The organism is Azospirillum sp. P4_B5 (genome assembly GCF_056402275.1).
Genome location: NZ_JBFUHT010000022.1, coordinates 27267 through 49301, shown reverse-complemented (window position 1 = coordinate 49301; position 22035 = coordinate 27267). Strand labels below are relative to the sequence as shown.

General features: G+C 68.8%; 16 protein-coding genes. 7 read left to right on the top strand and 9 right to left on the bottom strand.

All coding sequences use genetic code 11. From position 1 onward, the window contains the following. The first annotated feature begins 616 nt into the window (after positions 1-616). On the top strand, positions 617-1399 hold the full coding sequence (locus AC1DVI_RS18155; RefSeq protein ID WP_476959152.1) for a response regulator transcription factor: 783 nt from the start codon (positions 617-619) through the stop codon (positions 1397-1399). On the opposite strand, the gene AC1DVI_RS18150 is transcribed toward AC1DVI_RS18155, so the two are convergent. The 9 genes from AC1DVI_RS18150 to AC1DVI_RS18110 form a co-directional block, all read right to left on the bottom strand. Next, positions 1356-1898 carry a DNA-binding response regulator gene (locus AC1DVI_RS18150; RefSeq protein WP_476959151.1) on the bottom strand — a complete coding sequence of 181 codons (543 nt, stop codon included), beginning with the start codon at positions 1896-1898 and terminating at the stop codon, positions 1356-1358. The two genes, AC1DVI_RS18155 and AC1DVI_RS18150, sit on opposite strands and share 44 nt — an antisense overlap. Before the next feature lie 133 nt (positions 1899-2031). Continuing rightward, positions 2032-3468, bottom strand: coding sequence for a UDP-glucose dehydrogenase family protein (locus tag AC1DVI_RS18145; protein ID WP_476959150.1), 1437 nt, complete (start codon positions 3466-3468; stop codon positions 2032-2034). A gap of 80 nt (positions 3469-3548) precedes the next feature. Beyond that, entirely contained in the window at positions 3549-4532 is a 984-nt protein-coding gene (locus tag AC1DVI_RS18140) for an SDR family NAD(P)-dependent oxidoreductase (protein WP_476959149.1), read from the bottom strand. 27 nt (positions 4533-4559) lie between these two features. Continuing rightward, positions 4560-5639: a GDP-mannose 4,6-dehydratase gene (locus AC1DVI_RS18135; protein WP_476959148.1), complete on the bottom strand. Its 1080-nt coding sequence runs from the start codon at positions 5637-5639 to the stop codon at positions 4560-4562. Between the two features lie 45 nt (positions 5640-5684). After that, the gene (locus tag AC1DVI_RS18130; RefSeq protein WP_476959147.1) at positions 5685-6929 is read right to left on the bottom strand and encodes a glycosyltransferase family 4 protein; all 1245 of its coding nucleotides are present in this window, start codon (positions 6927-6929) and stop codon (positions 5685-5687) included. A gap of 198 nt (positions 6930-7127) precedes the next feature. Continuing rightward, positions 7128-7934, bottom strand: coding sequence for a WecB/TagA/CpsF family glycosyltransferase (locus tag AC1DVI_RS18125; protein ID WP_476959146.1), 807 nt, complete (start codon positions 7932-7934; stop codon positions 7128-7130). Next, the gene (locus AC1DVI_RS18120) at positions 7931-9010 is read right to left on the bottom strand and encodes an NAD-dependent epimerase/dehydratase family protein (protein WP_476959145.1); all 1080 of its coding nucleotides are present in this window, start codon (positions 9008-9010) and stop codon (positions 7931-7933) included. The genes AC1DVI_RS18125 and AC1DVI_RS18120 overlap by 4 nt, the downstream gene beginning before the upstream one ends. 51 nt (positions 9011-9061) lie before the next feature. Continuing rightward, complete coding sequence (locus tag AC1DVI_RS18115; RefSeq protein ID WP_476959144.1) at positions 9062-10660, bottom strand: undecaprenyl-phosphate glucose phosphotransferase; 1599 nt, start codon at positions 10658-10660, stop codon at positions 9062-9064. A gap of 76 nt (positions 10661-10736) precedes the next feature. Next, positions 10737-11684, bottom strand: a complete 948-nt coding sequence (locus tag AC1DVI_RS18110) for a UDP-glucuronic acid decarboxylase family protein (protein ID WP_035679710.1) — start codon at positions 11682-11684, stop codon at positions 10737-10739. Positions 11685-12248: 564 nt separating this feature from the next. Here AC1DVI_RS18110 and AC1DVI_RS18105 point away from each other — a divergent pair. The 6 genes from AC1DVI_RS18105 to AC1DVI_RS18080 are packed head-to-tail and all read left to right on the top strand — an operon-like array spanning position 12249 to position 21990. Next, positions 12249-14597, top strand: a complete 2349-nt coding sequence (locus AC1DVI_RS18105; RefSeq protein WP_476959143.1) for a GumC family protein — start codon at positions 12249-12251, stop codon at positions 14595-14597. Between the two features lie 52 nt (positions 14598-14649). Beyond that, positions 14650-16890: an NAD-dependent epimerase/dehydratase family protein gene (locus tag AC1DVI_RS18100; RefSeq protein ID WP_476959142.1), complete on the top strand. Its 2241-nt coding sequence runs from the start codon at positions 14650-14652 to the stop codon at positions 16888-16890. Then, complete coding sequence (locus AC1DVI_RS18095; protein WP_476959141.1) at positions 16887-18152, top strand: MATE family efflux transporter; 1266 nt, start codon at positions 16887-16889, stop codon at positions 18150-18152. Before AC1DVI_RS18100 ends, AC1DVI_RS18095 begins: the two co-directional genes overlap by 4 nt. Then, positions 18139-19365 (top strand): glycosyltransferase family 4 protein, encoded by a 1227-nt coding sequence (locus tag AC1DVI_RS18090; RefSeq protein WP_476959140.1) that lies wholly within the window; start codon positions 18139-18141, stop codon positions 19363-19365. Before AC1DVI_RS18095 ends, AC1DVI_RS18090 begins: the two co-directional genes overlap by 14 nt. Continuing rightward, the gene (locus AC1DVI_RS18085; protein WP_476959139.1) at positions 19362-20699 is read left to right on the top strand and encodes an O-antigen ligase family protein; all 1338 of its coding nucleotides are present in this window, start codon (positions 19362-19364) and stop codon (positions 20697-20699) included. Before AC1DVI_RS18090 ends, AC1DVI_RS18085 begins: the two co-directional genes overlap by 4 nt. A 13-nt stretch (positions 20700-20712) precedes the next feature. Further along, on the top strand, positions 20713-21990 hold the full coding sequence (locus AC1DVI_RS18080; RefSeq protein ID WP_476959138.1) for a glycosyltransferase family 4 protein: 1278 nt from the start codon (positions 20713-20715) through the stop codon (positions 21988-21990). Positions 21991-22035 lie beyond the last annotated feature (45 nt).

Below are 22035 nucleotides of genomic sequence, written 5' to 3'. Positions count from 1 at the left end.
ATTTTCGGGTGAGCGCGTCCGCTCGCGGATACTCGGAAAGATTTCAGCTTCTTCATTTTCAGCGCCTTTCCCTGCCGACCACATGGATTGTTTCTGTTGGAAGATCATCAGGAATGCTTGCGCGGTTTGCATTTGATGTTTTCAACGTTACCAGAACAGCGCGCCCGGTAAATACGCACTTCGATGCAAGGTTGTAGCGGGTCGGCGTTTTGTTCCGTACCCATTCCGGCGCCCATCGGACCGTGTTTCGCCGACGCCGTACGCCTTTGTGAGGATGGGCGCGGCCCTGAACGCCGGTTCCGCCTCATCCTGCAGCCGGGAGGGGCAAAGCCGCCGCGTACCGCCTTCTGCTTTGCGGCCGAAAGAACAGCCCCAAACGGCACAAGTCAGGGATCGGTGCGCTCTGACCAATGGTAAGACGACAAGGCCAAGACATTGCGCTTCCGGATGGCGATGACCGAGACCTCTCCGGAAGACACAGAGTTCCAGCGGAAACACATCAAATAGGAGGTAAAGGCAAAGTCCGACATGGTTACTTCCACGCAGGATTGACGTTGACGGCCACATGTGTGCAGCGCAGCATCAGACCAGGAAAACGGGTCGGGAGACATCCTTCATGGCATCGAGCGGGAAGCCGGTTCCATCGCCCTGCGCCCCCGCACGCGGCCCGGAAGCGGTGAACGGGCGCCGGAGCATCGCAGCCCTTCTTCTGGATGAAACCCCGCTGACCCGCGAATGTCTATCCGCCGGCCTCAGCCTGCGCGACCCGTCCCTGACCATGCGGACCGCGGCGTCGCTGGACGAGGCGAAGGCGATGCTCGCCGGAGATCCCCCTCCCGCCGTCGTGCTGTGCAACGTCGTCAGCCTGACCCCGCCAAACGGCAGCGTCCTGGCGACGTTGCGCGACCTCGCCGGAGCCTTTGGCGGCACGCCGCTGGTCATCCTGTCCGACGGGGAGGAGGACCTGCCGCTGGAAGCCAGCCGGCTGGGCGTGCGGGGATGCCTGCCGACCAGCGTCGGCCTCGCCGTCGCCCAGGAGGCGGTCCGTCTGGTGGCGGGCGGCGGCACCTTCTTCCCCTCTCCCTTCCTCCACCGCCTGCTGCCGCGCCGCGAGGCCATGGAGGACGATCCGCCCATGACATCCGGCGGAGCGGCGCTGACCGCGCGTCAGCGTGGCGTGCTGCAACGGCTTCGCGAAGGGAAGTCGAACCGCGTCATCGCGCAGGAGTTGGGAATCAGCGAGAACACGGCGAAGGTTCATGTCCGCGGCATCCTGCGGGCGCTGGGCGCCTCCAACCGCGCCGAGGCCGTGCGCAAGGCCTGGCAGTCGGCCGAACCGGCCGGTCCGCAAGCGCTCAGCCGGGATCGGAGCCTGGAAAGGGGCCGGGATCGGGACTGACCGTACCGCCGCCGTGGATGAGCCGCAAGGCGGCGATCACCTCGGCCAGCGGCATCCGGCCGCTCAGCACCCCGCGCAGGCCGAGACGCGCCGCGGCGGCGGTCACCGCCGGACCGGGCCGGTCGGCCAGGACGGCGACGGGAGGATGGGGGCCGCCGCCCGACAGCGCGTCCAAAAGCTGGCCGATGCCGCCTTTCGCCGGGTCGGCGCGCCCGATGCTCACGAGAACCACATCGGTTCCGCGCAGGGCGGCGGGGAGGTCCGCCAACGCCGTGGCGCTGCGCCGGTGGTTGACCGCCACGTCCGGCGCAAAAGCGTTGATGGCGGCGGCGAGGCTTTCGCCGAACAGCGAGCGGTCGTCGATCAGCAGAACCGTGATCGGCGCCCGCCTGCCAGTCCGTCCGTCCGGATGGGGAGAACGGGCACCGCCCCGTGCGCCGGGAGGCACACGGGGCATGAAGTCTCGTCGGTTGCCGGTCAGCGCGTCCAAGCCAATCATGGCTGCGTCTTTCGGAATCGGGAGATCCCAGCCGGCCCCCACACCGGGCCATCACCGCCAGGCAGTCGCCGGGGCGGGGACGGCCCGTTCAGGACGCCGGTGCGTGACCGGGTCCGCGGGCATCGCGCCCGCGTCAGTCAGCCAAGTCTGAGGCGGCCGCCGCAAGCTGACCGGAGAAGGGCAGGACGCAGGAGTCCGCCGCGAAGCCGTTGCTGAGGAGCATGGCCTCCGCCGCCTTGCGCCGCTTCGCCGCGTCGGGCCGCACGTCGCGCCGTCCGACGGAGCAATAGTGGAATCCCGCCGCCGCCATGGCCGCCGGAGCGTAGACGTTGCGAAGATCGACCATCACCGGGCGGCGCATCAGGCTGCGGACGCGGCCCAGATCCAGCGCGCGGAACTCGTTCCATTCCGTCAGGATGGCGACGCAGTCGGCCTCCGCGAGCGGGGCGTAGGCATCGTCATGCCAGACCACGCCGGGCAGCAGGTGGCGCCCCTCCTCCATGCCGGCGGGGTCGTAGACATGGACCGTGGCGCCTGCCTCCTGAAGCAGCGGGATGATCTCCAGGCTCGCCGCCTCGCGCATGTCGTTGGTGTCGGGCTTGAAGGTGATGCCCAGCACGGCGATCCGCTTGCCCGCCGCGTCCGGCCCGCAGGCCTGGAGGATCCGTCCGGCCATCAGCCGCTTGCGCGCCCGGTTCACGTCCACCACCGTTTCGATCAGCCGGACCGGCGCGCCATGCTGCCGCCCGGTGCGCACCAGCGCCTCGGTGTCCTTGGGGAAGCAGGAGCCGCCGAAGCCCGGCCCGGCGTTCAGGAACGGGCGCCCGATGCGTCCATCCATCCCCATGCCCTCCGCCACGTCCTGCACGTCGGCCCCCACCCGCTCGCACAGGTCGGCGACCTCGTTGATGAAGGTGATCTTGAAGGCCAGGAAGGCGTTCGCCGAGTATTTCGTCAGCTCCGCCGTCTCGATGCCGGTGCGCACGAAGGGCGTCCCGGCGCGGATCAGCGGCTGGTAGAGGGCGTCCATCACCGCCCGCGCCCGCTCGGAGTCGGCGCCGATCACCACGCGGTCGGGCTGCATGAAATCGCCGATGGCCGAGCCTTCGCGCAGGAATTCCGGGTTGGACACCACGTCGAACTCGGCGCGCGGGTTGATGTCGCGGACCAGCGCGGCGATCTGGCGCCCGGTGCCGACCGGTACCGTCGACTTGGTCACGATGACCGTGTAGCGGGACATGGTCCGCGCGATCTCCGCCGCCGCGGCGTGGACGTAGGTCAGGTCGGCCCCGCCGTCGCCGGGACGGGAGGGCGTGCCGACCGCGATCAGCACCACGTCCGCCCCCTCCATGGCGACCGCGAGGTCGGAGGTGAAGGACAGACGGTCCGCCGCCATGTTGCGCGCCACAAGGACGTCGAGGCCGGGCTCGTAGATGGGAATCTCGCCGCCCCTCAGGCGCCGGATCTTCGTTTCATCCTTGTCCACACAGCACACGTCGATGCCGAATTCGGCAAAGCAGGCGCCGGACACGAGACCGACATAGCCGGTCCCCACAACAGCGATCCGCATCATTCCACTCCTGTTGCTTGATGGCGTTGCCGAAGCCATCCCTGGCCGGCTCGAAAGTTGGCCGGCTCGAAAAATGACCTTCAGGCCACGGCGCGCTCCGCCATGCCGTTCGCTTGCCCGCTCTCACGCAGAGCCCAGCGCACGGTTTCCGCCAGCCCCTGCTCCAGCCGCGTGCGCGGCGTCCAGCCGAGCACCGACCCGGCGTAGGTCACGTCCGCCTGCACGCTGCGCTGCTCGCCCGGACGTTCGGGGTGGTAGAGCACGGGATGGTCCGCCCGCGTCCGACCGAGTGCCCCCAGCGCGAGGTCGGCCAGTTCGCTGATGCTGGTCTGCCGCCCGCTGCCGAGGTTGAAGATCTTCCCGTGGCTGGCCGGGTTGTCGAGCGCGCCGACCCAGGCGTCCACCACGTCGTCGATGAAGACGAAGTCGCGGGTCTGCTTGCCGTCGCCGTAGATGCGGATCGGCTCGCCGCGGATGATGTTGCCCAGGAAGATGCCCAGCACCCCCTGATAGGGGTTGTCCACCGCCTGCCGCGGTCCGTAGACGTTGTACATGCGGAACGACGTGACGGCCAGACCGCCCGGCAGGTCGGGCCGCGCCGCCGTCAGATGGACGTAGCGCTCACCCGCGTACTTCGTCACCCCGTAGTAGGACACCGGGGAGCAGGGCGTGTCCTCCGGCGTCGGCACGGTCTCGGCGTTGCCGTAGGCGCTCATCGAGCTGGCGTAGAGCAGGCGCTTCACCCCGCGCTCCACGCATTGCTGAAGGACATTCACCGTCCCTTCCACGTTGGTGCGCAGATCGCTGACCGGGTTGCTGAAGGCGCGGATGATCGACACCTGCCCGGCGATGTGGATCACCGCGTCGGGCACCTCCTCGAACGCCGTGTCGAGATCGGCGGGGTTGGTGACGTCGCCGCGGATGTAGCGCACCTCCGCCGGCACGTTGGAGCGCAGCCCGGTGGACTCGTTGTCGATCACCGTCACCCGGTGGCCGAGCGACACGAGGCGGTGCGTGATGTGGGAGCCGATGAAGCCGGCCCCGCCCGTTACAAGAACGTTCATTGGTTCCTCCACCGCACAGGGATCGGGTTACGCGCTGAGGGCGATGCGGCCCGGTTCCAACTGGCTCTGGTCCGTGGGCAGGCCGTTCTGCGCGAGGTAGTGTTCCGCCCAGTCCCACAGGCGGCGGATGCCGGTGTCGCGGTCCACCTGCGGGCGCCAGCCGAGGACCTGCTCCGCCTTGCGGATGTCGCTGACGTAGCAGGGCTGGTCGCCGGGCCGCCAATCGGAGAAGTCGGCCTCCACCGGCGCGCCGCGCAGGGTGGACAGCATCTCCCCGAACTCGCGCCAGACCGAGATGGTGTTCTCCGGCCCGCCGCCGATGTTGAAGACCTGCCCGCGGCTGACCTCGATCTTCTCGGTGGCGAGGCGGAAGGCCCGCACGAGGTCTTCAACGAACAGCACGTCGCGCACCTGCATGCCGTCGCCGTAGATGTGGATGGGCCGCCCGCTCAGCGCCGAGATGATGAAATGCGCGACCCAGCCCTGGTCCTCGTTGCCGAACTGGCGCGGGCCGTAGATGCAGCTCATCCGGAAGACGACGGTCGGCAGGTCGTAGATGCGGGCGTAGTCGCGCACATACTGGTCCGCCGCCCCCTTGGAGCAGCCGTAGGGTGAATGGAAGTCCAGCGGTTCCGCCTCCGAAACGCCGAGCGGGCGGTCGACGAAGCGGTAGCGGCTGCCGGTCCGCTCCACCGCCACATGCTCCAGCCCGCCATAGACCTTGTTGGTCGAGGTGAAGACCACCTTCGGTGGGTTCTTCATGCGGCGCGCCGCCTCCAGCACGTTGAAGGTGCCGAGCGCGTTGATGTCGAAGTCGGTGCGCGGGTCGTCCAGCGACGAGGTCACCGCGACCTGCCCGGCGAGGTGGTAGACCTCCTCCGCCCCGGCCATGCAGGATTTGACGGCGGCGAAGTCGCGCACGTCGGCCTTCATGAAGGTCAGGCGGGACCCGGCGTTGAGGGTCTGCAGCCACGCCGCGTTCCGCTCGCTGCCCGGCCGCAGCAGGGCGTCCAGGACGACGACGTCACGCCCGTCCTCCAGCAGGTTCTTGACCAGATTGCAGCCGACGAAGCCGGCCCCGCCGGTCACGAGCGTCTTGCCTTCCATAGATTTCTTCTCCATTGCTGCGGCTTTTTCCGGATGGGCAGGGGTTCAGGCGGCCTTGAGGACGGCGGCGCCCGCCGGGCGGCGGATCACCGCGTCGTAGAGCCGGTGGGTGTCGGCGGCGGCGGCGGCCCAGTCGAAGCGCTGGGCGGCGCGCAGTCGACCGTGGCGGCCCATCCGCGCCCGCCGCTCGGGGTCGGCGGCCAGTTGCTCGACGGCGGCGCGCAGGGCCAGCGGGTCGCCCGGCTCGACGATCACTGCACAGCCGTCGTCGACCTGGTGGGGGATGCCGCCGACCCGGGTCGTCACCACCGGGACGCCGAAGGCCATCGCCTCCAGGATCACGTTGGGGAAGGTGTCGGCCAGGGTCGGGAAGACGAACAGGTCGGAGCGGCGGAACATGGCGGCGACCTCCGCCTCGGCCAGATTGCCGGTGAGGTGGATGGTCTGGCCCGGCCCGCAGCGGCGCTGGTACGCCTCGTAATCGACGAAGTCGCGCTTCTCGCCGCCGACGATCAGACGGAACGGCGTGGACAGCCCCACGAAGGCGTCGAGCAGCACGCCCAGCCCCTTGTTGGCGGTGTGGTTGGCCAGGAAGAAGGCGGTGACGGGGCCGCCGTCCTCCTCCCGCTCCGGGATGCCGAATTTGCGGTGGATGTCCTGGTCCGCCGGGGTCGGGGCGCCCCAGTCGTTTGGGCGATCGACGCCGTAGGGAATGACGGCGATGTCGTCCCCCGTGAAGCCGAAGCCGCGGACGATGGGCAGATCGACGGGCGAGATCGCGCAGATCGCCGCGGCGTTGCGGACCACGTAGCGGACCGGGCGGTCGATCAGCAGGTCCCAGGCCAGCCGCCGCGCCGCGTCCATGCGCCGGAAGGCCGCCGGGTTGCCGATCTCCACGAAGCCGTGGGTGGACACCACATAGGGCACGCCCTTCGCCACGCAGGCGCGGGCCACCCGCATCATCTCCAGCGCCGGAATCGGGTTGTGGATGTGCACCAGATCGTAGGAGCCGTGGCGGATCAGCGCCGGGATGCTCGACTGGTAGAACAAGGTCTTCGCGCGGTTGGGCAGAATGGAATCGAGTCCGACGAAGGGGCTGGAGGTCCTCACCGCGATCCGTTCACCCGGCTTGGTGAGGTCCATCGGCACCCGGCTCGCCATGCCCATGTTCGCGATGTCGATGCGGTCGTGCGCCTGCAGCGCGACGCTCAGCTTCTCCGCCGCCTTGCTGGCGCCGCTGACCGCCAGATGCGGCGGCACGACGATCGCCGACAGGATCTTCAGGCTCATCGCAGGAATCCTCGACTGTCATGGAAGCGCAGACCGCATCGGTCGCGGTTCACGGCGCTGTCCCCAGGTCGTTCAGGAAAATCCGCCGATGCAAGGCCGTTTCATTTTAAAAACGGCACAGAGGAAGGCAGCATCGGGTGGAGTTTCATTTTTAATAACGGCGCTTCTCTTTGGCAACCACCAAACAACCATCACCGTCTAACCAAATCGAAGCTCTCCTTTCGGACGGCGCGCCTGGCCGCTGCGGACCAGCGGCATCTGCACCGCCTGGCAAGCCAGCAGGAACAGGAAAGCCGGATTCAGCATGACGTAGCGCCGCCACAGCCGCCGCGGTTCGGTGGACAGCCGGAACAGCCATTCCAGGCCGGAATTCTGCATCCACATCGGCGCCTGCGGTTGTTTCCCGGCGATGAAGTCGAAGGCGGCCCCGACCGCGATCAGCGGCATCGACAGCGCCGCCTTGTGCTCGTAGACCCAGGTCTCCTGGCGCGGGCAGCCCAGCCCGACGAAGACGATCCGCGCGCCGGACTCGATGATCTCGCGGTCCACCGCCGCGCGTTCCTCGGCGCTCAGGGTGCGGAAGGCGGACGGACGGGCGCCGGCGATGATCAGGCCGGGGAAGCGCTCCGTCAGCGCCGTGGTCAGCGTGTCGAGCAGCCCCGCCGTAGCACCGTAGAGGTAGATGGGAAGCCCCTTCGCCGCCGCCGCCGCGCAGGTGCGCAGCATCAGGTTCGGGCCATAGACGCGGTCCGGCAGGGCGGCGCCGTGCAGCCGGTTCAGCGCCCAGCGCACCGGCTGGCCGTCCGGCGTCACGAGGTCGATGGCGTTCAGGCGGTAACGGTGCTCGGGGTCCAGCGCCCCGGTCATCACCCCATGAACGGCGAGCGCGCTGACCGCGAAGGGCTTTTGCTGCTCCGCCGCGTCGATGATGGCGCGCACGCCGGCCTCGTAATCGACGGCGTTGACGTAGACGCCGAGCACTTCCTTTTTCCCATGGTCGATCATGCCACGGCCTCCACGCGCCAGCGGCGCCGATTGCTGTCGTGAATGTCGGTGAGGATGTTGCGCACGTCGTGCCGGATGTCCCAGGACGGGTAATGGGAGCGGAACCGGTCGAGCGAGCTGACCCACCAGATGTGGTCGCCGATGCGGTTGGCCTCCTTGAAGGCCAGGTCCATCGGGCGCCCGGTGATCTCCTCGCACAGCGCCACCGCCTCCAGGATGGAGCAGTTGCTCGCCCGTCCGCCGCCGATGTTGTAGACCTCGGCGCTGCGCGGCGCGTCGTAGAATGCCTGGAAGGCGGCGATCAGGTCGTTGCTGTGGATGTTGTCGCGGACCTGCTTGCCCTTGTAGCCGATCACGTCGTAGCGGGTGCCGGTGACGGCGCAGCGCATCAGATAGGCCAGGAAGCCGTGAAGCTGCGTCGGCGAATGGTTCGGCCCGGTCAGGCAGCCGCCGCGGAAGCACACCGTCTTCATGCCGAAATAGCGGCCGTACTCCTGGACCAGCACGTCGGCGGCCACCTTGGAGGCGCCGAACAGGCTGTGCAGGGTGGCGTCGATCGACATGTCCTCGGCGATGCCGCCGGCGTAGCGGTGGGACGGGTCGATCTCGTAGCGCGTCTCGGTCTCGACCAGCGGCAGGCGGTTCGGCGTGTCACCGTAAACCTTGTTGGTCGAGGTGAAGATGAACACCGCGTCCGGGCAGTGCCGCCGCGCCGCCTCCAGCAGGTTCAGCGTGCCGTTGGCGTTCACCGAAAAATCCATCTGCGGGTCGCGCGCCGCCCAATCGTGCGAGGGCTGGGCCGCCGTGTGGATGATCAGGGAGATGGCCGAGCCGTGCCGCTCGAACAGCGCGTCGATGGCCGCGGCGTCGCGGATGTCGATGGCGTGGTGGCGGTAGCGCTGGCGCAGCGTCTGTTCCAGGGTCTGGCGCTGCCACGCGGTCGAGGCCTCGTCGCCGAAGAAGGTGCGCCGCATGTCGTTGTCGATGCCGACGACGTCCATTCCCAGCGCACCGAAATGCAGGCAACTCTCCGACCCGATCAATCCGCAGGAACCGGTGACAAGGGCGACGGACATGACGTCTAACTCCTTCACTGTTGTTCGTTGCTCTTTCGGTGTTTTCGCCGGTCAATAGGCGTTGCGGTCCCAGAAAAGGAGGAGGGCGGTGCGCACCATGATCTCGGCGTCCAGCCCCAGGGACCAGTTGTCGACGTAATAGAGGTCGTGCTCGACGCGGCGGGCGGCGGTGTGGAGGTTGTCGATCTCGCCGCGCAGCCCGTTCACCTGCGCCCAGCCGGTGATTCCGGGACGGACGCGGTGGCGGCAGGCGTAGTTCTCCACCGCCTCGTGGTACAGCACGTCCCCGGCCTTCATGGCGACGGGATGGGGCCGAGGCCCGACGATGGACATGTCGCCGCGCAGGACGTTGAAGAGCTGCGGAAGCTCGTCGATGCTCGTGCGGCGCAGAAAGCGCCCGACGCGCGTCACCCGCGGATCGTTGCGCACGGTCCGCTGCGCGCCCGACTGGTCGCCGCGGTCGGTGTGCATCGTGCGGAACTTCCAGATTTCGAATTCCTCGTTGTTGAAGCCGAAGCGCTTCTGGCGGAACAGCACCGGGCCGGGGCTTTCCAGCTTGATGGCCGCCGCAGCCAGCAGCAGAAGCGGCGCGAGCGCGGCCAGCGCCGCGCCGCCGATCAGCAGGTCCTCCGACCGCTTCAGCACGCCACGCCAGCCGGCCAGCGGGTGATGGATGACGCCCAGCAGCGGAATGCCCGCCGTCGCATCGACCGACAGGCCCGCGGTGCGGGCGATCAGCCGATGCGGCAGCAGGCGGACGTCCACCGCGAGGACGCGCAGCCGCTCCAGGATATCGGTGATCTCGGCCTCGGCGCTCCAGGGCAGGGCCACCACCACGAGGTCGATGCGGTTCTTGCGCACCTGTTCGACCAGCCCGGTCACGCCTCCCAGCACCGGCACCCCGGCCAACCGGGCGGTGGCCAGGGGCGGAGCGTTCACGGATGACGGTCGGTCCGCCGCGGTGGACACCGCGCCGACCACTTGGTAAGCCGCCCCTTCCGTGCGCTGGAGGCGGTCCAGCCATTCGAGAGCCAGATCGTTGGTGCCGACCAGCAGGGTCCGCTGCCGCAAACCGCCGGCCAGATTCCAGTCGCGCGCCAGCCGGAGGAACAGGCTGCGCAGCGCGGTCAGCCCGAACAGACCGAGCCCGTACCACAGCCACAGCGTCCCCGCCGCCGCCGTGTCCAGCCGCCGCAGGTCCCCCGTCACGCCGAGCATGAGGACGAGCACCAGGAAGGCCGCCGTCCAGGCCCCGAACAGCGGCCCGGCGTGCGAACCGATGGTCCGCCGCATCGCCTTGGGACGCAGGTTGCGGTAACAGCCCGCGCTGTAGAAACACATCAGCGACAGCACGGCCAGCGGGCCGACCGCGGCGTTGAAAACGCCCGCGAAAGCATGAACGGCGTCTGTGAACAGGGCCGGGTCGGCGGGAGCGGCCCGCAGCAAACGGGCGGCGATGCCCTCCGCCGCCAGCCCCGTCCCGACGACCACAAGCGCGTCCGCGGCCACCAGCCCGCACAGCAGGGCGGGGGCGGAGGCCGCCGCGGCGACCGGCGAGACGGAGTCCGGGCGCGGGCCTTGAAAGGCCATCCCCACGCGCGCGCCGTAGTCCGGCTTTGCCGAGCTGTCTCGTGAAGGGAGTTCGAACATCCGCCGTTCCCTGTTGGCCCATTCCCTGCCGCCGCACCCCAGCGATGCGGCGGCGCTGCCGGCTGCGTCGCCGCGCTCAGAAATAGGTCTTGGCGAAATAGGCGATGGTGCGCTCCAGCCCCTCTTCGAGCGGCACGTGCGGCATCCATTTCAGGTAGGCGTGGGCCTTGGTGATGTCCGGCTTGCGCTGCCGCGGATCATCCTGGGGCAACGGGTGCCGCTCGACCCGGGAGCGCGATCCGGTCATCCGGATGACGGTCTCCGCCAGTTCCAGAATGGTGAACTCGCCGGGGTTGCCCAGGTTGATCGGGCCGGTCACCGTCCCGTCCGTCTCCATCAGCCGGTGCAGCCCCTCGACCAGATCGTCGACGTAGCAGAAAGACCGCGTCTGCGACCCGTCGCCGTAGATCGTGATCGGATCGCCCTTGAGCGCCTGGACGATGAAGTTCGACACCACGCGCCCGTCGTTCGGATTCATGCGCGGCCCGTAGGTGTTGAAGATGCGCGCGACCTTGATCGGGACCTTGTGCTGCCGGTTGTAGTCGAAGAACAGCGTCTCGGCGCAGCGCTTGCCCTCGTCGTAGCAGGCGCGCGGACCGATGGGATTCACGTTGCCCCAATAGTCCTCACGCTGCGGGTGGACGAAGGGATCGCCGTACACCTCGCTGGTCGAGGCCTGGAGGATCGTCGCCTTCACCCGCTTGGCCAGCCCCAGCATGTTGATGGCGCCGTGCACCGACGTCTTGGTCGTCTGCACCGGATCGAACTGGTAATGCACCGGCGAGGCCGGGCAGGCGAGGTTGTAGATCTCGTCCACCTCGACGTAGAGGGGGAAGGTGATGTCGTGGCGCACCGCCTCGAACTTCGGGTTGTCCAGCAGATGCGCAATGTTCGAACGCGCGCCCGTGAAATAGTTGTCGACGCACAGGACCTCTTTCCCGGCGGCCAGAAGACGCTCGCACAGGTGGGATCCGATGAACCCGGCGCCACCTGTCACAAGAACGCGCTCAGTCGTGGACGTCATTGAGCCTCTCCATGGAGTTTGACCGGGGGATTCGACCGGGATGCGGTAAATCGCGGAGACATCGCGCCAAACCGCTTCCGTGATTATTTTAAAATTCGCCGACGATCCACAGCACATCGCCATGCGATACAGACCATAGCTCGGCCCTTTACGCGGGAATGCATGGTCATGTCTGGAATTGTGCGTCGTTTCGAAGCCTGAACCGGCCCCGCTGCACCCGGCAAACTGTGACCGGCGCGGAGTTGACCGTCAAACACGCGGACGGGGTATCGGATATGATTATTTATGACGGTCGCTGGCGTAAGCACAGAGACGGATGGGCCTTCTTTTTTTCAATTGTTGCGCGGCGCCATTCACGGTACTCGAAGTCTGTCCGGCAACGGTTTCAGCAGCGGAACATCACTGTCCATTTGGCGCGTCCATTCGGCCCCGGTCATTAAAAGACACCCGAATTCTCGGTTATCTCCAAGGAAAACAAGAAGGCCGCAACGCGTCCTTCTGCAGCCACCCGCCACGCCGATCCCGGGACGGACCGCCAGCCAGCAAGACGAAAGGGGCGACGACGTGAATTCTTCGATCGGCAAAGGCGGAACGCTTCCAGGCCACGAAGCGCACACCAGCGTCCTTCCGGACAGTCTTCTGCAATCGGCCGCCGGGGACTCCTCCGACGTCCGCGGCCGCCAGGAGGCGACCGTCTTCGCCACGCTGGCCGTGCTGTGGCGGCGCAAGCTGCTGCTGCTCGCCGTCATTCTGCTGGGGACGGCGACCATCACTTACGTCATGCAGTCGCTGAAGCCGATGTACCGCGCCACCGCGATGGTGCAGCTCGATTCCCGGCGGGTCGAACTGGCGGAGTTCAAGTCGGTGGTGTCCAACCTGACGCCCGAGGCGCCGGCGGTGCGCAGCGAGGTCTCCATCGTCGGTTCGCGCGCCCTGGCGGAACGGGTGGTGGAAAAGCTGGGCCTGCTCACCGACCCCGAATTCAACCCGACGCTCAAGGCGCCGGACGGCGCGGACGATCACTGGCTGAAACGAGTTACCAAGGCCGGTGTCGGCGCGCTGCCGCCGGAAGGCAACGACGTGCTGCGCCGGGTCGTGCAGCAGGCGACCGCCCTGTTCCGCGCCGATGAAAGCCCCATCGCCCGCGACCCGGATCAGGCCCGCCTGCTGACCATCGACACGCTGCTGCGCCGGATCGAGGCGCGCAACGACGACCGCTCCTTCACCATCATCATCGAGGCGTCGTCGGTCGATCCCGCCAAGGCCGCCGCCATCGCCAACGCGTTCGGCCAAGCCTATCTGGACTACCGGACGGAAATGAACCGCGGCATGACCGAGCGGGTCAACCAGTGGCTCGGCGGGCGGCTCATCGAAGCGCGCGAGGCGGTGCGCGGCGCCGAGGAGGCCATCCGCAGCTTCCGCAAGGAGAACAGCCTGCTGGAACTGCCGCCCGACGGGCGCAACATGGTCCAGCAGCAGATGAACGAAATCGCCACCCAGCTGACCGCTGCGCAGGCGCAGAAGGCGGCGGCCGAGGCGCGCGTGCGCCAGGCCCGCGACCAGACCGCCGCCAACAACGCCGCGGCGATCCCGGAGGTGCTGGCCTCCCCGCTGATCCAGAAGCTGCGCGAGGCGGAGGCGATGCTGGAGCGCCGGCTGGCCGAACTCCAGCAGGTCTATGGCGACAAGCACCAGGACATCGTGAATCTCCGCCGCGGCATCGGCGAGCTGAAGGCGCGCATCCGCGACGAGGTGGGCAAGATCCAGAAGGGACTGGACGCCGATCTGGAGGTCGCGCGCATCCGCGAGGCCACCTTGTTGAAGAGCATCGCCGACCTGCAGGAGCAGCAGAAAGGCATCGAGGCGACCGGCATCCAGCTCCGCGACCTGGAACGCTCCGCCGACGCGCACCGCACGCTCTATCGCAGCCTCGCCGAACGCTACGAGCAGACGATGGCGCTGAAGAACTCCGGCGCGTTGGACGCGCATCTCAGCGCTCCGGCCCTGCCGCCGATCCGCCCGGCCTTCCCGCAGCTGCGCATGTCGCTGGGCGTCGGGCTGGTCGGTTCCACGGCGCTGGCGGTGGCGCTGGTGCTGCTGCTGGAGCGGCTCAGCTCCGGCCTGCGCACGCCGACCCAGGTGGAGCGGGCGACCGGCGTGCCCTGTCTCGGCATGGTCCCGTCGCTTCCCCGCAACGAGGCGGCCTGGAACCTGCCCCTCCACCCCGACAGCCGCCGCGCCCGCGAGATCGGCGCCTTCCGCGAAGCGATCCAGACGGTGCGCACCATGGCCTGCATGCCGCGCAAGCGGGGAACGCCGCCCAAGGTGCTGCTCGTCACCTCCTCCATCCCCAAGGAAGGAAAGTCGGTGCTGGCGGCCAATCTGGCGCGGTCGCTGTCCGGGCTTGGGCTGAACACGCTGCTGATCGACGCGGACTTCCGCCGCCCCTCCATCGCGACGCTGCTGGGCTACCAGCCGCGGGGCAGCGTCGCCGACCTGCTGGACGGTCGCGTCGGCATCGACGACCTGATCCACCAGGAGTCCGCCAACCTCAGCGTTCTGGGAAACACCATCGGCACCCCCGACGCGCACGACCGCATCAGCTCCCAGGCGATGAGCGACCTGATCGCATGGGCGCGCCACAATTACGATGTGGTGGTGATCGACTCAGCCCCGGTGATGCTGTTCTCCGACGCGCTGGCCCTGTCCTTCCTGGCCGACAGCGTGATCTACGTCGTCCGCTGGCAGCACACCCCGCTGGACACCGTGATGGCCGGTTTCAACAAGCTGAAGTCGGTCGACAGCGCGGTCGGCGGCGTCGTGCTGTCGCGGGTCGTCGCGTCCAAGCACGTCAAGTACGGCCACAAGGACGACGCCTACTACTACGCCCTGCACGCGCCCGCGCGGCATTGACGGCGCCGACGGACGGCGCCCACGCGAAGGCAATCCCAAAAGTGAGGATTCCATGACCAACGCCGAGTTCCCGCGGCTTGCCATCATCGGCTGCGGCAGCATCGTGAGCCATCACCTGTTGCCGGCGCTGCTCCGCCTGGGCTGGCGGCCGAGCGTGCTCGTCGATCCCTCGCCGGAGCGGCTGGAGGCGGTGCAGACCATGCTCGGCCGCAACCGCGCCCCCATCGCCGTGGCCGACTGGCGGGAGGCGGCGGACCGGTTCGACGCGGCGCTGGTGGCGGCCCCGCCGATGCTCCACGCGCCGGTCGGCCACAGCCTGCTGGAGGCCGGGAAGCACGTCTTCATGGAAAAGCCGCTGGCCGTCACGCTGGCCGACGCCGAACGCATGGTGCGGACGGCGGAGGAGCGTCGATTGGCGCTCGCGGTCGGGCTGATGCGCCGCTACGTCAACGGCGTCCGCTGGCTGAAGGCGCTGGTGGACTCCGGCCAGCTCGGCCGCATCCTGCGCTTCGAGGCGCGGGAAGGCTTCGTCTACAACTGGGGCATCAGTTCGCCGGCCATGCTGCGCCGCGACGGGGCCGGCGGCGGCGTCCTGCTCGACACCGGGTCGCACACGCTGGATTTGCTGCTGTGGTGGTTCGGGGAGGCGGCGGAGGTCGACTACAGCGACGACAGCCACGGCGGGCTGGAGTCCGATTGCCGGCTGTCCCTGACCATGGCGTCCGGCGCCACCGGAACGCTGGAGCTGAGCCGCACCCGCGCCCTGCGCAACACCATCCGCGTCTACGGCACCAAGGGCAGCGTCGAGGTCCATCTCTACGAGAACCAGATCGCCTCGGACGTGCCGCAGATCCTCGACTTCGTCCATGACGGCTTCTCGGCCAACCACATCCCGCCGCAGATCTTCGGCGACCTGTTCCAGGCGGAGCTGAAGGATTTCGCCGACGCCATCCGCGAAAGGCGCCCGGCCACCGTCGGCGGGCGCGACGCCCTGCCCTCCACCGCGTTGATCGAGCGCTGCTACGCCAGCCGCAAGCCGCTGGCCCTGCCCTGGGTCGACGGTCCGGCGCCCGCCGCCGCTCCCCGCACAGACGGTCCCACCGTGGTGGTGACCGGCGCCGCCGGATTCATCGGCGGGCGGCTGGTCGAGCGGCTGTGCCTGGAGCATGGCGCCAAGGTCCGCTGCATCGTCCGCGACATCGCGCAGGCGGTGCGTCTGGCCCGTTTCCCGGTGGAGATCATCCGCGCCGACCTGCTGGATCGCGAGGCCATCGGCAAGGCGGTGGCCGGCGCCGACTGGGTCTTCCACTGCGCCTACGACGTGCGGTCGCGCCGCCAGAACATCGACGGGATGACCGCACTGATCGACGCCAGCCTCGCCAACGGGGTGGAGAGCTTCGTCCATCTCAGCACCTTCTCGGTCTACGAGCCGCTGCCCGACGGCCCGCTGTCGGAGGAGACGCGCGACGGTGACCGGGCCTGGAGCTACGTCCAGAACAAGCTCGACCTGGAGGCGATGGTGCTCGACGCGGCGCGCAAGCGCGGCCTGCCGGGGGTGGTGCTCCAGCCCTCCATCGTCTACGGCCCCTTCTGCAAGCCCTGGACGAACGCCCCCGCCGAGATGCTGCTGAGCGGCACGGTGGTGCTGCCGCAGGAGAGCGGGCTGTGCAACGCCGTCTACATCGACGATCTGGTGGACGCGATGATCGCGGCGACGCGCAGCCCGCAGGCCATCGGGGAGCGCTTCGTGATCTCCGGCCCCGACGCCCCGCCCTGGGCCGCCGTCTTCGGGCGCTTCCAGGAGGCGCTGGGCGTGGACAGCCTGCGCTTCCAGCCGGCCGAGACCATCCGCAAGGAGATGAAGAGCCTGCGGCGCGACATCGCCATGGTGCTTCAGGACCCGAAGAAGATCATCCAGATCATCGTGCGCTGGCGTCCGGCCCGCAGGCTTCTCCAGGGCGGGTTCGACAGCCTGCCGCCGCGGCTGCGCCATCTCGTGATGGTGCATTACTTCCTGAAGAAGAAGGCGAGCCGCAACCAGCTCTGGCTGCCCGACGCGCAGAAGCTGGCGCTCTATCAGGCCAAGGCGCTCATCGACCTGACCAAGGCGCGCCGCCTGCTCGGCTACGAGCCGCGCTTCACCTTCGAGGACGGCATGGCGCTGACCGCGGACTATCTGCGCTGGGCCTACCGCGACGTGCCGCGCACCGCTCCCGTTGCCGCGCGGCCCGTCAACGATGACCGGCAACCTGCTTCCCTCCCCACCGAGACGACGCGGGTCGGCAGCGCATGACGATGATCCCGGCGTCACTCGTCCGCAGCTTCTGGACCCTCGCCGACCAGGGCGTGGTCAGCCTGGGCATGTTCGCCATCAACATCCAGCTCGCCCGGACCTTTTCGTCGGAGGAATATGGGACCTTCGTCTTCTTCCTCTCGGTGCTGCTGGCGCTCCAGGTCGTCAATGTCAGCCTGATCCAGTACCCGCTGTCGGTGGAAGGCGCGGTGCTGGACCCCGCCGAACGCCGGTCCCTGGCGGGCCGCGCCGTCCTGATGACCACCGGTTCGATCCTGCCGCTGTCCGGCATCCTGGCGCTGGTCGGGTACGGGCTTGGCATGCCGGAACTGGTCGGCCCCGCCGTGCTCTACTTCATCGTCTGGCAGGTGCAGGAGATCGGGCGGCGCGGGCTGATGTCCGGGCTGAAGCATGACAAGGCCCTGTGGGGCGACAGCGTCACCTATCTGGGCCAGATCGCCGTTCTGAACCTGATGGCGCTGGGCGGCCATCTGACGCTGGAGCGGGTGTTCATCGCCATGACCGGTCCGGCGCTGGCCGGAGCGGTCGTCCATTTCGCGATCCTGCGCCCCCGCTTCGGCGGCCTGTCGGACCTGCCGGCGATCGTCCGCCGCTTCTGGTCGATCGGGCATTGGGCGCTCGCCAACAACCTGTTCCTGATGCTGCGGGTGCAGAGCCTCGTCTGGCTGATGGCGGCGATGGACGGCATGGCGTCGACCGCGGCGTTCCAGGCGGTGGTCAATCTGGTGAACATCGCCAACCCGATCATCATCGGCATGGGCAACCTCGTCCCCCAGATCGCCGCACGCGGGCGCAGCACCCTGTCCACAGGAGCCGGCGGCCTCCATCCGGACGAGCAGGCGTGGCTGGCGATCCGCGGTTACGTCGTCATCGGGGCGGCGCCGCTGCTGGTCTATTACAGCCTCGGCCTGCTGATCCCGCACCAGATGCTGAACGTCGTCTACGGCGCCATGTCGCCCTACGCCGACCAGGACTGGCCGCTGCGCCTGCTCTCCATCGGGGCGCTGGCCGGCTATCTGGCGGAGATGGTCTGCTCCTACTTCTACGGCGTGCAGCGCAGCCAGTTCGCGCTGGTGGTGAACGTCACCGGGACGCTGGCGGTGTTCGCCGTGGTCGGCCCGCTGGCGGCGATGTACGGCGTCGCCGGGGTGTGCATGGCCCTGCTGTTCTCCAGCCTGCTGCGCGTCGGCGCCGCCCACTACTACCTCTCCAAGACGAGGACCGCCCATGTCGCCCGCTGACGGCAGCGCCGCATTCCCCGTCGAGGAGTCCCGGCTGCGCCCGCTCGACCTCCGGCACGTCGTGATCCAGCCGGCCATCGCCCACCCCTCCGCGGCGAACGGGCTGCACAATGTGGTGCGCAGCCTGATCGCCGAACAGCGCGCCATGGGCGACAACGCGCGGCTGTGCCTGTTCTCCGACGATCCGGACGCCCTGACCGGCATCCCGGCGGACTGCCCGGCGCAGCGCTTCCCCCTCGGCGGGCCGCGGCTGTCCGGGCGGTCGCTGACCATCGCGGACGCGACTCTCGACCGCCTGCTCGACCGCGCCGGGCCGGACACGGTGGTGCACATCCATGGCGCGGTGAAGCCGCTGTTCGCGGCGCTCGCCCGCGGGCTGCACCGGCGTGGCGTCGCCTATGGCGTGACGCTGCACGGCCAGTGCTCCCATGTCTACGACATCACGGGCCGGGTGCGCCGCCGTCTGCCCGCCGCGTGGCTGCGCCTCTTCGACGGCCCGGCCTTCGCCCGCGCCCGCTTCGTCCACGCCATCACCGAGGAGGAGGCCGCCATCGTCCGCCGGGTGGCCCCCGCCGCCGCCGTGCGCCTGTTGCCCAACACCGCCTGGTCGGCGCGGCGCGGCGGCCTTCCCACCGCCGTTCCACGCGCAGCGCCGGACGGCGACCGGCTGACCTTCGGCTATTGCGCGCGCTACGAGATCGACCACAAGGGCGTGGACCTGCTGATCGACGGCTTCGCCGCCTACCGCCGCGCCGGCGGGCGCGGAGTGCTGGAACTGGCCGGGTCCGGCCCCGCCCGCGCCGAGCTGGAACGGCGGGCGAACGCCCACGGCCTCGGCACCCTCATCCGCATCCACGGCCCGGTCTTCGGGGCGGAGAAGGCGGCGATGATGGCGGGCTGGCACTATTTCACGCTGACCTCGCGCTACGACGTGATGCCGACCGGCTGCCTGGAGGCCGCCCTGTCCGGCCTGCCGCTGATCGTGACGCGGGAGACCGGCCTCGTCCCCTATGTGGAGGGCCACGGCGCCGGCTTCGGCGTGTCGGCCCTGACGGCGGAAGCGGTGGCCGACGCGCTGACGCGCGCCGAGCGGACCGGGCCCGGCGCCTGGCAGAGCATGGCGGCCAACGCCCACCGCATGGTGGTGGCGATCGGTGACTGGGGTCGGATCGCCGCCCGGCTGCGCGCCGCCGCCTACGGACGCTCGTCATGAGCGCCGTCCTCGCCACGCCGAAGCGCAGCCGGACCCGCGCCGCGGACCACTACCTGACCTTCCTGATGGTCGTCCTGCTGGGCTATTCCCTGGCCGGGCGCGGCTTCGCCTACATCGGGGCGCCGCCGCTGTTCATCGGCGAGGTGCTGCTGCTCTCCGGCCTGCTCGTCATGCTGCGCACCGGCGGAGTCTTTGCCACGGTCTCCAGCCTGCCGGGAACGCTGCTGGCGATCCTGATCGTCTGGGTGCTGGCGCGCACGCTGCCCTACTTCGGCACCTACAGCTTCGACGCGCTGCGCGACAGCGTGATCGTGATGTACGGTCTGCTCGCCTTCGTCGTCATCGCCCTGCTGTACGACGAGCCGGAACGGCTGCGCCGCCTCGTGTTGGCCTATGGCGGCTTTGCGGTGTTCTTCGTCACGGTCATGCCGGTCGTCTACCCGCTGTTCCAGCTTCTGAACGCGCAGATTCCCACTTGGCCGCGCTACGGAGTCCCCTTCATCAGCCTGCGCCCCGGCGAGGTCGGCGTTCATTTCGCGGGCGTCGCCCTGTTCGTGCTGCTGGGCTTCCGCCGCCTGAATCCGCTGCAACTGGCGATGCTGGTGTTCGGCATGGCGCTGGTCGCCGCGCACAGCCGCGGCGGCATGCTCGCCATCGTCGTGCCGCTGGCCATCGCGCTGGCCCTGGTGCCGCGCAGCCGGCAACTCGCCCCGCTGTTGGGCATCGCCGCGGTCACCGTCATCGTGGCGCTGGTGCTGAACCTGGAGATCGAGGTCTCGTCGCGGAAGCTGTCGGTCGACCAGCTCGTCACCAACGTGATGAGCATCATGGGGACCACCGACACCGCCACGCTCGACGGCACCAAGCAATGGCGCATCATGTGGTGGGACAAGATCATCGGCTACACCGTGCAGGGCGACCATTTCTGGGACGGCAAGGGCTTCGGCATCAATCTGGCCGACGACGACGGCTTCCAGGTGGTCGATGCCGAGGACGGGCAGGTGCTGCGCAGCCCGCACAACGCCCACATGACGATCCTCGCCCGCGCCGGGGTGCCCGGCTTCGTCCTGTGGGCGGCGCTGCTGGGAAGTTGGTCGGTCTTCATGATGCGCGCCTTCCTGCTGGCCCGCCGCAACGGCGACCGCGCCTGGGCGCGGCTGTTCGTCTTCCTCTTCTGCTACTGGCTGTCCATCGTCATCAACGCCTCCTTCGACGTGACGCTGGAGGGGCCGATGCTGGGCATCTGGTTCTGGGTCCTGTTCGGCGTCGGCATCGCCGCCGGCCTGATCTACCGCCACGAACTCGAAAACCGGTCCCCGCTGCCGCATTCATGAGGGAGGATGAACGATGAGCGAACCGTTCGCCGGCGAATCCGCCAATGCCGGAAAGTCGATTCTTCTGGTGGCCTTCGCCTTCGAGCCGGACAGCGGGTCGGAATCCGCCAACGGCTGGAACTGGGGCGAGGGGCTGAAGCGGTCGGGCTGTCGCGTGAAAGTGGTGACGCAGGGGCGCCTGCGCCCGAAGATCCTGGGCAAGATCGCACGCGGCGAAACCGCCTTCGAACCGGACGACTTCGTGTTCATCGACCGCCCCGACACCATGGCGCACCACGACAGCAAGACGCGGTTCCAGCTCTCCTACATCGCGTGGCAATGGCGCTGCCGGGCGGTGGTGAAGGAGCTGGTGCGCCGGCAGCCCTTCGACATCATCCACAACGTGACCATCGGCGGCATCCGCTTCCCCGCCTTCTGCGGCGGGCTGGCGCCCCTGTCGGTGATCGGCCCGGTCGGCGGCGGCGAGCGGGCGCCCTGGCCGCTGATCCGCCCGCTGGGCTGGAAGGCCATCGCGACGGAGCTGGTCCGCAACACCGCCATCGCCATGACGCGCATCGACCCCTTCCTGCGCCTGACCTACCGCCGCTACAACATGATCTACGTGAAGACCCATGAGAGCCGGCACGTCCTTCCCGCCGGGGACCGCCACAAGGCCCGCCAGCATTTCGGCTGCTCCCTCCTGCCCGACCGCTTCGCGCCCCCGAAGGCGGAGATGAAAGCGGAGACCGGCGGCGATTCCGGGGCGCCGCTGAAACTGCTGTTCTCCGGCCGCTTCCTTTACTGGAAGGGCGGCTACTACGCGCTGACGGCATTGGCCAGGGCGCTGGAGAAAGGCGCGCGGGCACGGCTCCAGATGATCGGCAGCGGGCCGCAGTCGGAGGAGTGGAAGAACCTCGCCGACCGGCTGGGCATCGCCGAGCATGTCGATTTCATCGAGTGGCTGTCGCAGCCCGACTATCTGGCCACGCTGCGCAGCGCCGACGCGCTGTTGTTCCCCAGCCTGCACGACTCCGCCGCCAACGTCATCATGGAGGCGCTCGCCAACGCGCAGCCGGTGATCTGCCTCGATCTCGGCGGTTCGGGGATCATGATCGATTCCTCCTGCGGCTTCGCCGTTCCCTGCCGCGGGCGCGCGGCGGCGGAGGTGATCGACGGTCTGGCCGACGCCATCGTGACCCTGGACCAGGACCGCCCCCGCCTGCGCGCCATGAGTCGCGCCGCCCACGCGCGCGCCCAGGATTTCGCGAGCTGCCGGATCACGCCGGACCTCTACACGCCGGCACCGGCGTAAGAAAAGGGCGGGCGCGCGCAGCACCCGCCCTCTCTTCCTACCTCA